11 protein-coding genes are annotated in these 12588 nt (G+C 66.8%); 5 read left to right on the top strand and 6 right to left on the bottom strand.

Annotation, left to right across the window (positions count from 1 at the left end; translation table 11 throughout):
• Positions 1 to 262: 262 nt before the first annotated feature.
• Entirely contained in the window at positions 263 to 1819 is a 1557-nt protein-coding gene (locus tag J2Y55_RS29880) for an acetolactate synthase large subunit (RefSeq protein WP_310160520.1), read from the bottom strand.
• Between the two features lie 287 nt (positions 1820 to 2106).
• Here J2Y55_RS29880 and J2Y55_RS29875 point away from each other — a divergent pair, with 287 nt between their 5' ends.
• From J2Y55_RS29875 to J2Y55_RS29855, 5 genes are all read left to right on the top strand, one after another.
• Positions 2107 to 3066, top strand: coding sequence for an ABC transporter substrate-binding protein (locus J2Y55_RS29875; RefSeq protein WP_310160519.1), 960 nt, complete (start codon positions 2107 to 2109; stop codon positions 3064 to 3066).
• 5 nt (positions 3067 to 3071) lie between these two features.
• On the top strand, positions 3072 to 3581 hold the full coding sequence (locus tag J2Y55_RS29870; RefSeq protein ID WP_310160518.1) for a mismatch-specific DNA-glycosylase: 510 nt from the start codon (positions 3072 to 3074) through the stop codon (positions 3579 to 3581).
• Entirely contained in the window at positions 3578 to 4351 is a 774-nt protein-coding gene (locus tag J2Y55_RS29865; protein ID WP_310160517.1) for an ABC transporter permease, read from the top strand. The genes J2Y55_RS29870 and J2Y55_RS29865 overlap by 4 nt, the downstream gene beginning before the upstream one ends.
• Positions 4348 to 5133: an ABC transporter ATP-binding protein gene (locus J2Y55_RS29860; protein WP_310160516.1), complete on the top strand. Its 786-nt coding sequence runs from the start codon at positions 4348 to 4350 to the stop codon at positions 5131 to 5133. The genes J2Y55_RS29865 and J2Y55_RS29860 overlap by 4 nt, the downstream gene beginning before the upstream one ends.
• Before the next feature lie 143 nt (positions 5134 to 5276).
• The gene (locus tag J2Y55_RS29855; protein WP_465247569.1) at positions 5277 to 6470 is read left to right on the top strand and encodes a class I SAM-dependent methyltransferase; all 1194 of its coding nucleotides are present in this window, start codon (positions 5277 to 5279) and stop codon (positions 6468 to 6470) included.
• A gap of 30 nt (positions 6471 to 6500) precedes the next feature.
• Here J2Y55_RS29855 and J2Y55_RS29850 read toward each other — a convergent pair whose 3' ends face one another.
• From J2Y55_RS29850 to hutI, 5 genes are all read right to left on the bottom strand, one after another.
• On the bottom strand, positions 6501 to 7082 hold the full coding sequence (locus tag J2Y55_RS29850; RefSeq protein ID WP_310160514.1) for a HutD/Ves family protein: 582 nt from the start codon (positions 7080 to 7082) through the stop codon (positions 6501 to 6503).
• Between the two features lie 2 nt (positions 7083 to 7084).
• Complete coding sequence (gene hutU / locus J2Y55_RS29845) at positions 7085 to 8752, bottom strand: urocanate hydratase (protein ID WP_310160513.1); 1668 nt, start codon at positions 8750 to 8752, stop codon at positions 7085 to 7087.
• On the bottom strand, positions 8749 to 9555 hold the full coding sequence (gene hutG, locus J2Y55_RS29840; protein ID WP_310160511.1) for an N-formylglutamate deformylase: 807 nt from the start codon (positions 9553 to 9555) through the stop codon (positions 8749 to 8751). Before hutG ends, hutU begins: the two co-directional genes overlap by 4 nt.
• A 265-nt stretch (positions 9556 to 9820) precedes the next feature.
• Positions 9821 to 11356, bottom strand: coding sequence for a histidine ammonia-lyase (gene hutH / locus J2Y55_RS29835; protein WP_310160510.1), 1536 nt, complete (start codon positions 11354 to 11356; stop codon positions 9821 to 9823).
• Entirely contained in the window at positions 11353 to 12561 is a 1209-nt protein-coding gene (gene hutI, locus J2Y55_RS29830) for an imidazolonepropionase (RefSeq protein ID WP_310160521.1), read from the bottom strand. The genes hutH and hutI overlap by 4 nt, the downstream gene beginning before the upstream one ends.
• Positions 12562 to 12588: the final 27 nt, after the last annotated feature.

Below are 12588 nucleotides of genomic sequence, written 5' to 3'. Positions count from 1 at the left end.
GCGCCTCGGGCAAGTCCAGCCTCACATCCTGCTCCCGACAAACCATCCGCTCACTTTCCACAAGCGCCAAAAAGACCGGTTACGCAAAGCTCTCTGTAAGGAGAGGGGCAGGGGTGAGGTGTAGGCCCCTGGACCAGTGGAGCGCCAGCCTCACAGCGAAGCAACGGTGAGGTCGTAGCCAAAGCGTCAAACGGCCGACCCCTCACCCTGCCCTCTCCCTACGGGAGAGGGTTCCCCGCGCCTTACCTACGACGATTGATCCTCAGATCACCGCCTCGATCAGGAACGGTCCCTTCCTGCCGAGCGCGCCCTTGAACAGCTTGGTGAACTCCTCCGCCGTCGTGGCGCGGGCGGCTTCGACGCCCAGGCCGCGCGCCATCGAGACCCAGTCCAGCGCCGGCTCGTCGAGGTTCAGCATCAGCTTGGCGTTGCGGCCGAAATCATTGACGCCGACGGCGCGCATCTCGCCATGCAGGATCGCATAGGTCCGGTTGGCGAAGATCACCGTGACGACATCGAGATTCTCGCGCGCCTGCGTCCACAGCCCCTGCACCGTGTACATGCCCGAGCCATCCGCCTGCATGCCGATGACCTTGCGATCGGGGCAGGCGACCGCCGCGCCCACCGCGAGCGGGATGCCTTCGCCGATCGCCCCGCCGGTGAGCTGGATATAGTCGTGCTGCGGCGCGCTGTGGCAGTCGAAATAGAACATCCGGCCAGAGGAGACGGATTCGTCGCAGACGATGCAGTTCTCAGGCAGCAGGGTCGAGACGATGCTGCAGACCTTGTCGGCGTCGAGCGTTCCCGTCGGCAGCGAGGGCTGCTCCGGGCGCGGCGGGGCGATGAAGGCAGGCGCGGTCTTCGTCGCGCCGAGCTCGTCAGTAAGGGCGGCGACGGTGCCGGGCAGATCGTCGCCGGGCCGGGCCAGCGTCACGATCTCGCAGCCCTCATGGACCAGCCGGCCGGGCTTGCCGGGATAGGCGAAGAAGCCGACCGGGATCTGTGCGCCGATGAGCACGAGATAGTCGACGTCCTTGAGCTGATCGAGTGCCTTGTCGACGGGGTAGTGGATCTTGGGCATCGCGACGCGGCCGGCGCCACGCTGAACGCGCCCGTTCGACATCTGGCTGAAGATCTTCGCTCCCGTCGCGGCGCAGGCGCGCGCCGCCATCTCCATCGGCGCCTCGCGCAGCGCGAGACCGGTCAGCATGATCGCGGCCCGCGCGCCATGCTTGCGCAGCCCGGCCGCGACATCGCGAATCGCGGCGGCGTCGACGCTCTTCAGCGCAGGCAGCTTCACCGGCTTCAGCTCGGCCGGCTCGACGCCGTTCCAGGCGCAATCGGCCGGCAGGATGACGGTGGTGACGCCCGGCAGCGTCAGCGAGGCGACATAGGCTTCCTCGATCGCCGGGCCGACATCCTCGGCCGAGGCGATGCGGCGGACGAAATGCGACATCGGCTTGGCCAGGCTCTCGATGTCGCTGGTCAGCGGCGCGTCGTGCTGGAGATGATAGGTCGCGTGGTCGCCGACGACGTTGATCATCGGCGTCCAGGCGCGCCTTGCATTGTGCATGTTGGCGAGCGCGTTCGCCATGCCGGGCCCGCAATGCAGCAGCGTCGCGGCCGGCTTGTCGGCCATGCGGGCATAGCCGTCGGCGGCGCCGGTCACCACGCCCTCGAACAGGCCGAGCACGCAGCGCATCTGCGGCTTGCGGTCGAGCGCCGCGACGAAATGCATCTCGGAGGTGCCGGGATTGGCGAAGCAGACATCCACGTCGTTGACGAGGAGCGTGTCGCAGAGGCGGTCGGCGCCGTTCATTCGGATCATCCCGGACAGGGTTGGTGGAGAACGCGCTGAGCGCGAAAGGAGGCCTCAGGGGAAAAGATGTTTGGCGCACTGTCAAACGCGAGAAATTCATGGCGGGGTCGAGAACGCGTGATGGGTGCCACGGGTGCGGTTTGAGGGCGCGGCTTGAAGCGCGGCTTGACGGATTTGCATATGCATTTAACCTTCCCTGGAACGAAGGTTGCATCTGGCTCCGCTTCAGCTTGCGGTGGCGTCGCGCTGCCCGGATCATCCGACGACAACAGGGGAAGGCTCACGTCATGACAGGTTTGAAGCGTATCGCGGCATTCGCCGGCATCGGTCTCGCCGGATTGGTTGCGGCGGGCGCCGCACAGGCGCAGACCAAGGTCGCCATCGGTATTTCCGGCTGGACCGGCTTTGCCCCGCTGGTGCTCGCCAAGGAAGCCGGGATCTTCGCCAAGAACGGACTCGACGTCACGATCAAGAAGATCCCGCAGAAGGACCGCCATCTCGCCATGGCCTCAGGCGACATCCAATGCGCCGCGACCACCGTCGAGACCTGGATCGTCTGGGACGGCGCGGGCGTGAAGAGCAAGCAGATCTTCCAGCTCGACAAGAGCTACGGCGCCGACGGCATGGTGACGCGCAGCGCCATCGGCTCGATCAAGGATCTCAAGGGCAAGACGGTGGCGGCCTCGGCTCCGGGCACCTCGCCTTATTTCGCGCTGGCCTGGTTCCTCAAGGAGAACGGCATGTCCGTGAAGGACGTGACCGTGGTCAATATGGAGCCGGGCCCGGCGGCGCAGGCCTTCATCGCCGGCCAGAACGACGCGGCCCTGACCTATGAGCCCTATCTCTCGGCTGTGCGCGAGAAGCCCGAGGCCGGCAAGATCATCGCCACCACGCTCGACTACCCGATGGTGATGGACACGTTCGGCTGCACGCCGGCCTTCCTCGTCGACGAGAAGGCGGCTGCCGCCCTGACCAAAAGCTATTTCGAGGCGCTGGACCTGATCAAGGCCGAGAAGGACAAGGCCTATGGCATCATGGGCGCGGATGTGAAGCAGAGCGGCGAGCAATTCGGCAAGTCGGCCGCCTTCCTGCGCTGGTCGGATGCGGCGGGGAACAAGACGTTCTTCTCCGGGGAATGGCAGGCTTTCTCCGCCAAGGCCGCCGATCTCCTGCTGGAGATCGGCCTGATCAAGGCGAAGCCGGATCTCGGAACGCTGGTCGAGACGAAATACGTCATCGGCGGCTGAACCGGGTGATCCTGCCCGATGTCTTGGCTCCCGGCTTGCGTATCGTGTTTTGCGGCACGCAGGCCGGGGCGGTCTCGGCGCGCCGCGGGGCCTATTATGCCGGGCCGGGCAACAAGTTCTGGAAAACCCTGCATGAGGTCGGGCTGATCACCGAGCGGCTCGGCCCGATGGATTTCCACGATCTGCCGCGATACGGCATCGGCCTCACCGACGTCGCCAAGGCGACGTCGGGGCCGGATGCCGCCCTGCTGCGATCCCATTTCGATGTCGAGGGCTTCATGAGCAAGATCAGGGCGCATGCCCCAGCCATCGTCGCCTTCAACGGCAAGCGGGCGGCACAAGTGGCTCTCGGCCTCCCAGGCCCGGCGATGTCCTACGGCCTGCAAGCGGCGAAGATCGCGGAAACCGCGGCCTTCGTCCTGCCTTCGACCTCGGGCGCGGCTGCCGGCTTCTGGTCGATCGAGCCCTGGCAAGAACTGGCCGCGGTCGCGGGCACGATCGGAGCCGCCGCATGAAACCGCTTCAGCCGGTCTCCGGCGGTGCAAGGATCGGCTACGGCGTCGCCTTCTTCGCGCTGTTCGTCGTGCTCTGGTCCGTTGCGACCTTCGGCGGTTATGTGCAGCGGCTGTTCCTGGCCGACCCGCTCACCATGCTGCGGGAAGGCTATAGCCTGCTGGTCCAGTACGGCTTTGCCTTCGATATCGGCATGACGATCTGGCGCGTCGTCGGTGGCTTCGTGCTGGCGGTCATCGTCGCCTTGCCGCTCGGCATCCTGATGGGCGCCTACAAGCCGGTTGAGGCGTTCCTCGAACCCTTCGTATCCTTTGCGCGCTATCTGCCGGCCTCGGCCTTCATTCCGCTCCTGATCCTCTGGGCCGGCATCGGCGAGGCGCAGAAGCTGCTCGTCATCTTCATCGGCTCGGTCTTCCAGCTCATCTTGATGATAGCGGTTGCCGTCGGCTCGATCCGGCGCGATCTCGTCGACGCCGCCTATACGCTGGGCGCGACCGACACCTCCGTAGTGCGCCGCGTGCTCCTGCCCAATGCCGCCCCCGAGATCGCCGAGATCTTCCGCCTCGTGCTCGGCTGGGCCTGGACCTATGTCATCGTTGCCGAATTGATCGGCTCGTCATCGGGCATCGGCCACATGATCACCGACAGCCAGGCGCTGCTGAACACCGGCCAGATCATCTTCGGCATCATCGTCATCGGGCTGATCGGCCTGGTCTCGGATTTCCTGTTCAAGGCGGTCAACCAGCGCCTGTTTCCATGGGCGGCTCGATGAGCAAGCTGATCATCGAGAATGTCGGCAAGGTCTTTCCGGCCCAGCGCGGCGGTCAAGCGACGCGGGCCCTGACACCGACGACGCTCAGCGTCGCCGATAATGACTTCATCACGATCCTTGGCCCGTCGGGCTGCGGAAAATCCACGCTGCTGCGCATCATCGGCGGGCTCGAGACGGCAAGCGAGGGCCGCATCCTGCTCGACGGTGCGCCTGTCTCCGGGCCGGGCGCCGATCGCGGCTTCGTCTTCCAGAGCTACACGCTGTTTCCCTGGTTGACGGTGATCGAGAACATCGCCTTCGGCCTGCGCGAGAAGGGCGTGCCCGAGCGCGAGCGGCTCGGTCTCGCCCGCGACTGGGCCGGCCGCGTCGGGCTCTCCGCCTTCGTCGATCATTTCCCAAAACAGCTCTCGGGCGGCATGCAGCAGCGCACCGCGATTGCGCGCGCGCTCGCCAACGACCCCAAGATCCTGCTGCTCGACGAGCCTTTTGGGGCGCTCGACAACCAGACCCGCGCCTTGATGCAGGAGATGCTGCTCGGCATCTGGGAGCGCGAGCAGAAGACCGTGCTCTTCGTCACCCACGATATCGAGGAGGCGATCTTCGTCGGTTCGCGCGTCGTGGTGATGAGCGCCCGGCCCGGCCGGATCAAGGCCGATATCGCGGTCGATCTGCCCCATCCGCGCCCCTACACCATCAAGACCAGCCCGCAATTCGTGGCGCTGAAGGAGCGGTTGGTCGAGGAGATCCGCGTCGAGGCCGTGCTGGCGGCGGAGGTCCGCTAGAACCTGGCCGCGCAACCATCGCCCGGCAGATCGCCTGATATGCGGCTGGTGATGGTCGGAATTGCATCAAATGGGCTATTTTATTGCGCTAGTCGCTTGCCATCTTATTTCTAAAGGGGTGCTGCCATGATGAGGTGGGGCCGATGCACGCGTTTATTGCAAGGATGTTGTCCCGGCTGGTGAAGGAGCCGCGGATCGATGTTGTGTTCGCCGATGGATCGCTGCAATCCGTCGGGAAGGGGAGTACGCCCGCATTCAGGATGCGCATCGCCGACCGGCCGACCGAACTCCAGCTCGCGCTGGATCCGGAGCTGGCCTTGGGCGAGGCGGTGATGGAGGGGCGCGTCGTGGTCGAGCGCGGCAGCCTCTATGATCTGCTCGATGTGCTGGTCGCCGGTGTTCACCGCAACCACCCGTCAGCCTTGGCCAGGGCGCTGGCGAAGCTGAGGACCAGCGTCCGGCGCTTCCACCAGCACAACACGCTTGGCTGGGCGCGGCGCAATGTCGCCCACCATTATGATCTCAAATCGGAGTTCTTCCGACTCTTCCTCGATGAGGACATGCAGTATTCCTGCGCCTATTTCCCGACGCCGCAGACTTCGCTCGCCGAGGCCCAGATCGCCAAGAAGCGGCACATCCTGGCCAAGCTTGCGATCAGGCCGGGCCATGATGTGCTCGATATCGGTTCTGGTTGGGGCGGGCTCGGCCTGACGATCGCGCGCGAGACGGGCGCAAACGTGACCGGTGTGACGCTCTCGCAGGAGCAGCTCGCCGTGGCCAGGGAGCGCGCGACGACTGCCGGCCTGCCGGTCGATTTCCGCCTGCAGGACTACCGCGACATCCCGGAACGTTTCGACCGGATCGTCTCGGTCGGCATGTTCGAGCATGTCGGCGTCGGCTATTACCGCACCTTCTTCCGCAAGATCGCGGAACTCTTGAAGGATGACGGCGTCGCGCTGATTCACACGATCGGCCGCAGTTCGCCGCCTGGCGCGACCAACCCCTTCATCGCCAAATACATCTTCCCGGGCGGCTACATCCCGGCGATGTCGGAGGTGACGGCGGCGGTCGAGCATGAGGGCCTGATCATCTCCGATGTCGAGGTGCTCCGGCTGCATTATGCGGAGACGCTGAAGGCTTGGCGCGAGCGTTTCCTGGCCCGCCGCGCCGAGGCGGTCGCGATGTATGACGAGCGCTTCGCCCGGATGTGGGAGTTCTATCTCGCAGCCTCGGAGGCGAGCTTCCGGCATGACGACCTCGTCGTCTTCCAGTTCCAGCTCACCAAGCGCCTCGATACGCTGCCGATGACGCGCGGCTACATGGAGCAGCCGCAATAGCGGCTGCGGCTATTGCGCGGCAGAAGCGCGTCAGCTCACCGGCTGTAGCGTGATCGCGAACATCTCGCTTTCAGGGCTGTCGGCGCCGAGCTCAACCTCCGCCGGGCCTTCCAGAAGCGCGCTGTCGCCAGGCGCGAGGGTTTCGGTTCGCCCGGCAGCTGTTACGCCCCAGCTGCCGGCATGGGCGACGAGGACGAGCAGGCCGGCCTCTATCCTGTCGGCCTGCGGAGCCTCTCCGGTGATGCGCCGCATCGCATGAGCCCAGCCGCCACGCCGGCTCATCACGTTGAGATCGTCGATCGGCCCGGCGACGAGCTGCCCAGCGACCGCGCGGTCGGCCGCGAAGGCGAAGGGTTCTGTCCGCCGGTCGAGCGTGATCGTCTCGCCGTCACTGAGGGCGAGGCGGATGCCGTCACCGCGCAGCACCACAAGCGTCCGGTCGATGCCGGGGAAGCTCGAGAACGGCCCGTCGCCGCCGACATGCGCCATGGAGATGCGCCAGTCGAAGGTATCGAGCGAGGCGCCCTGCGGATGCACGGCGATTTCGGTCGTGGTGCCGCCGCCATTCTTCCACGGCATGATCAGGCATTCGCTGGCTCGGATCAGGCGCATGGTCAGCGCAAGATGCCCGGCAGCTTCAGCCCCTTCGCCTTGGCGCAGTCGATCGCGATCTCGTAGCCCGCATCGGCATGGCGCATCACGCCTGTCGCCGGATCGTTCCAGAGCACGCGCTCCAGCCTTTTCGCGGCTTCCGGCGTGCCGTCGGCGACGATGACGACGCCCGAATGCTGCGAATAGCCCATGCCGACGCCGCCGCCATGATGCAGCGAGACCCAGGTCGCGCCGCCGGCCGTGTTGAGCAGCGCGTTCAGCAGCGGCCAGTCGGAGACTGCGTCCGAACCGTCCTTCATCGCTTCGGTCTCGCGGTTGGGCGAGGCGACCGAGCCTGAATCGAGATGGTCGCGGCCGATCACGACCGGGGCCTTGAGCTCGCCCTTGGCCACCATCTCGTTGAAGGCGAGGCCGAGCCGGTGCCGGTCGCCGAGCCCGACCCAGCAGATGCGTGCGGGCAGCCCTTGGAACTGGATGCGCTCGCGCGCCATGTCGAGCCAGTTGTGCAGATGGGTGTCGTCCGGCATCAGCTCTTTCACACGCTGGTCGGTGCGGTAGATGTCCTCGGGGTCGCCTGAAAGTGCTGCCCAGCGGAACGGCCCGATGCCTCGGCAGAACAGCGGCCGGATATAGGCCGGCACGAAGCCCGGGAAATCGAAGGCGTCGGCGACGCCCATATCCTTCGCCATCTGGCGGATATTGTTGCCGTAATCGAGCGTCGGCACGCCCATCTTCTGGAAATCGAGCATGGCGCGCACATGCGTCGCCATCGATTCCTTGGCCGCCAGGATCGTCCCGGCGGGGTCGCGCTCCCTGCGCTCCTCCCATTCCTGCAGTGTCCAGCCGGCCGGCAGATAGCCGTTGAGCGGGTCATGCGCGGAGGTCTGGTCGGTGACGACATCGGGGCGGATGCCGCGCGCGACCATGTCGGGGAAGACTTCGGCCGCATTGCCGAGCACGCCGACCGAGACCGCCTTGCCCTGCTTATGGGCGCGCTCGACGATCTCCAGCGCCTCGTCGATGCTGGCAGCCTTCTCGTCGAGATAGCGGGTGCGCAGCCGGAAATCGATCGAGGACGGCTTGCATTCGACCGCGATCATCGAGGCGCCGGCCATGGTGGCGGCGAGCGGCTGCGCGCCGCCCATGCCGCCCAGGCCTCCGGTCAGGATCCATTTGCCCTTGAGCGAGCCGCCATAATGCTGGCGGCCGACCTCGACGAAGGTCTCGTAAGTGCCCTGAACGATGCCTTGCGTGCCGATATAGATCCAGGAGCCGGCTGTCATCTGGCCGTACATCATCAACCCGAGCTTATCGAGCTCGTGGAAATGCTCCCAATTGGCATAGGCCGGAACGAGGTTGGAATTGGCGATCAGCACGCGCGGCGCGTCCGCATGCGTCCGGAAGATGCCGACCGGCTTGCCCGACTGCACAAGCAAGGTCTCGTCGGCCTCGAGCGAGCGCAGCGAGGCGCAGATCCGGTCGAAATCCTCCCAGGTGCGGGCGGCGCGGCCGATGCCGCCATAGACCACGAGCTCGCCCGGCTTCTCCGCGACATCGGGGTCGAGATTGTTCATCAGCATGCGCAAAGGCGCCTCGGTCAGCCAGCTTTTGGCCGAGAGTTCGCTGCCGCGTGGGCTACGGATGACGCGGCTGTTGTCGATACGGGTCATGCTTGAGCCTTTTCGAAGCTGGCGGCCGCGTCGAGCGCGGCGGCGATGATGCTGGAGAGGGCGGCTTGGAGCTTGGCGGCCTTGGCCTCGTCGAAGGTCCAGGGCGGCGCCTCGTCGGTGAGATAGGCGCTAAGCGCGATCTCCATCTGGATCGCGTGCACATGCTCGGCCGGCTCGCCGTAATGGCGCGTGATCCAGCCGCCCTTGAAGCGGCCATTGACGATCTGGGTGAAGGGCTGGCCCGCCATCGCGGCGACGGCGGCCGCCTCAATGGGCGCCGCGCAGCTCGCGCCCGAATTCGTGCCGAGGTTCAATGTCGGCAGCGTGCCGGGAAACAGGCGCGGGATCACCGATTTGATCGAGTGGCAGTCCCAAAGCAGGCACCAGCCGTGAAGCGCCTTCACGCGCGCGATCTCGGCGGCGAGCGCGTCATGATAGGGCTGGAAATAGGTTTGCCGTCGCCGCGCGATCTCGGCCGCATCCGGCGGCGCAGCCCAGATCGGCTCGCCGTCGAAACGCGTGCTCGGCACGAGTTCCGTCGTCGCCTGCCCAGGATAGAGCGAGACACCGGAGGGGTCGCGATTGACGTCGATGACATAGCGCGACAGCCCCGCCTCGACGATCGTTGGCTGGAAGCGCTCGGTGAAGCCGTAGAGCTGGCGCATGTGCCAGTCGGTGTCGGGCACGCTGCGGCCGGTCTCGTTGAGAGCGGCGCGCACCTCGTCGGGCAGGCCGGTGCCGGGATGGGGCATCGAGAGGATGAAAGGCGAGGGGCCTGGGGTGACGGTGACGATGTCGGTCATGGTTGTCATCCTAGCTGTGTCGCGCGGAGCGCATTCCCTTCTCCCCCCATCAAAGTCGGCTGTTGCCGGCTTTGACACTTTGAGTTGCCCATCTCGGGCAAGCCCGAGATGGGTGGGAGAAGGTGGCGCGCAGCGCCGGATGAGGGGGCGCTCAGGTCAGAATCGTTGGCGCACGGCGGCAGCAAGCCAATGACGACGGTCGCGCGACCCCTCACCCCAACCCTCTCCCGCAAGGGGAGAGGGGGCGCGTTGCGGTTCCCACATGTCACGCCCCGAACTCCGTAAACGCGTCCAACCCTGCCGCCTGACCGACCGCGCCTGACAGCACGAGGTCCGTTGCCGCCGCGAGATCCGGGGCGAGATAGCGGTCGACTGTGAGCGGCGCGATGCGACCACGCAGCAGAGCCAGAACCGGCTCCAGCCGAGGGCTCGTCTTCATCGGTCGGTGATGCTCGATCGCCTCCGCCGCCGCCATCAACTCGATGCCGATGATGCTGGCGGCGTTCCTGGCCATGTCGAGCAGGCGATAGGCGCCATGCGTCGCCATAGAGACATGGTCCTCCTGGTTGGCGGAGGTCGGGATGGTGTCGACTGAGGCCGGATAGGCCTTCTGCTTGTTCTCGGACGCCAAGGCGGCGGCCGTCACCTGAGCGATCATGAAGCCGGAGTTGAGCCCGGCGTCACGCGCCAGGAAGGGTGGCAGGCCGCTCATCACCGGGTCGACCAGCAGCGCCATGCGCCGCTCCGAGAGATTGCCGATCTCGCACAGCCCCATGGCGAGGATGTCGGCGGCGAAGGCGACCGGCTCGGCGTGGAAATTGCCGCCCGAGACGATCTCGCCCGGCCCCAGCACCAGCGGGTTGTCGGTGACGGCATTGGCCTCGATGCCGAGCGTCGCGGCGGCGTTGCCGAGGAGGTCGCGCACCGCGCCCATCACCTGCGGCTGGCAGCGCAGCGAATAGGGGTCCTGCACCTTTGTATCGCCGAAGCGGTGGCTGTCGCGGATTTCGCTGCCCGCGATCAGCGTCAGCAGGGTGGCGGCGACCTTGATCTGGCCGGGCTGGCCGCGCAGCGCCTGGATGCGGGGATCGAACGGCGTGTCCGAGCCCTTCAGCGCATCGACCGAGAGCGCACCGGCAACGAGCGCGGCGTCGAAGACGCGCGCGATCTCGGACAGCGCCGTGATCGCGATCGCAGTCGAGACCTGCGTGCCGTTGATCAGCGCGAGCCCTTCCTTCGCGCCGAGTGCGAGCGGGGCCTGGCCGATGCGCGACAGGGCTTCCGCTGCCGGCAGCGCCATGCCCTTCAGCCTGATTTCGCCGACCCCCATCAGCGCCGCCGTCAGATGCGCCAGCGGGGCGAGATCGCCCGACGCGCCGACCGAGCCCTTCGCCGGAACCACCGGCAAGGCATCGGCCGCGAGCGCGCCGAGCAGCGCCTCGACCACGACGGGGCGCACGCCGGAGGCGCCGCGCGCCAGGCTCGCCGCCTTCATGGCGAGGATCAGGCGCACCACGCTGTCGGGCAAGGCCGGGCCGGTGCCGACCGCATGCGACAGGATGAGGTTGCGCTGCAGCGTCGCGAGGTCCGCATCGGCGATGCGCACGCTGGCGAGCTTGCCGAAGCCGGTATTGACGCCATAGGTCACGGTGCCGGCGGCGACGATGTCGTCGACGATCGCCTGGGCCGCGGCGATGGCATCCGCGCTTGCCGCATCGAGCGTGAGCGAGGCGCCGGCGAGCACGTCGCGCCAATGCGTCAGGGGGGCGTGGCCGGGCGTGAGCAGGAGAGGCGAGGTCATTGTCCGTTCCAGATGCGGGCGTGAAGCGGGTTGAAGCCGATGCGATAGGCAAGCTCGGCCGGGCGCTCGATCTCCCAGATCGCGAGGTCGCAGCGCTTTCCGGCTTCCAGCGTGCCGATCTCGCGGCCTAAGCCCAGCGCTTGAGCGGCGTTGCGGGTCAGGCCGGCTAGCGCCTCCTCCGGCGTCAGCCGGAACAGCGTGCAGGCCATGTTCAGCACCAGGAGCGGCGAGGTCAGCGGCGAAGAACCGGGATTGGCGTCGGTCGCGAGCGCGATCGGCACGCCATGCCGGCGCAGCAGTGCGATCGGCGGCTTTTGCGTCTCGCGTAGGAAATAGAAGGCGCCGGGCAGGATCACCGCGACCGTGCCGGCCCCAGCCATGGCGATGACGCCAGCCTCGTCGAGATATTCGAGATGGTCGGCCGAGAGCGCGCCATGTTCGGCCGCCAATGCGGCCCCGCCGAGATTGGAGAGTTGCTCGGCATGGATCTTGATCGCGAGGCCCTTGGCCTTGGCCGCAGTAAAGACGCGCGCCGTCTCCTCGGGCGAGAAGGCGATGCCCTCGCAGAAGACATCGACCGCATCCGCCAGTCCCCCTGCGGCCACAGTGTCGAGCATCGGCCCGGCGACGAGATCGGCATAGTCACTGGCGCGGCCCTTATATTCCGGCGGCACCGCATGTGCGCCCAGGAAGGTCGTGCGGACGCCGACCGGCCGCTCGCGCCCGAGCCGGCGTGCGACTGAAAGCTGCTTCAGCTCGGTTTCCGTCTCCAGCCCATAGCCGGATTTGATCTCGACGGTGGTGACGCCCTCCGCGATCAATGCGGCGAGCCGCCTGTCGGCGCTGGCGAAGAGTTCGGCCTCGCCTGCGGCCCGTGTCGCCTTGACGGTGGAGAGGATGCCGCCGCCTGCGCGCGCGATCTCCTCATAGCTCGCGCCCTGCAGGCGCAGCTCGAATTCATGGGCGCGGTCGCCGCCATAAACGAGGTGGGTGTGGCAATCGATCAGGCCGGGCGTGATCCAGCGACTGCGGCAATCGATCGTCTCCACCGCATCGAAGGCAGGCGCGTCGCCTTTCGCCCCGACGAAGACGATGCGCCCGTTGCGTGCGGCGATGACGCCATCTTCGATCGCGCCATAGGGCGTGTCGGAGCCTGCCGCCAGCGTGGCGAGCCGGGCATTCGTCCACACCCGGTCGCAGATCAGGAACTCATCCGGCCGTTGCGCCACCCG

It is taken from the genome of Allobosea sp. BE125 (assembly GCF_031456075.1).
Classification (GTDB): domain Bacteria; phylum Pseudomonadota; class Alphaproteobacteria; order Rhizobiales; family Beijerinckiaceae; genus Allobosea.
The sequence above is the reverse complement of the archived record's forward strand: the minus strand, read 5'-3'. Positions and strand labels throughout refer to the sequence as shown.

What these genes read in the sequence shown, in the direction of transcription:
- J2Y55_RS29860 (WP_310160516.1), top strand. Translation starts at nt 4,348, where the DNA reads ATGAGCAAGCTGATCATCGAGAATGTCGGCAAGGTCTTTCCGGCCCAG.
- J2Y55_RS29875 (WP_310160519.1), top strand. Translation starts at nt 2,107, where the DNA reads ATGACAGGTTTGAAGCGTATCGCGGCATTCGCCGGCATCGGTCTCGCC.
- J2Y55_RS29850 (WP_310160514.1), bottom strand. Translation starts at nt 7,082, where the DNA reads ATGCGCCTGATCCGAGCCAGCGAATGCCTGATCATGCCGTGGAAGAAT.
- J2Y55_RS29865 (WP_310160517.1), top strand. Translation starts at nt 3,578, where the DNA reads ATGAAACCGCTTCAGCCGGTCTCCGGCGGTGCAAGGATCGGCTACGGC.
- J2Y55_RS29855 (WP_465247569.1), top strand. Translation starts at nt 5,277, where the DNA reads ATGCACGCGTTTATTGCAAGGATGTTGTCCCGGCTGGTGAAGGAGCCG.
- J2Y55_RS29880 (WP_310160520.1), bottom strand. Translation starts at nt 1,819, where the DNA reads ATGAACGGCGCCGACCGCCTCTGCGACACGCTCCTCGTCAACGACGTG.
- hutG (WP_310160511.1), bottom strand. Translation starts at nt 9,555, where the DNA reads ATGACCGACATCGTCACCGTCACCCCAGGCCCCTCGCCTTTCATCCTC.
- hutH (WP_310160510.1), bottom strand. Translation starts at nt 11,356, where the DNA reads ATGACCTCGCCTCTCCTGCTCACGCCCGGCCACGCCCCCCTGACGCAT.
- hutU (WP_310160513.1), bottom strand. Translation starts at nt 8,752, where the DNA reads ATGACCCGTATCGACAACAGCCGCGTCATCCGTAGCCCACGCGGCAGC.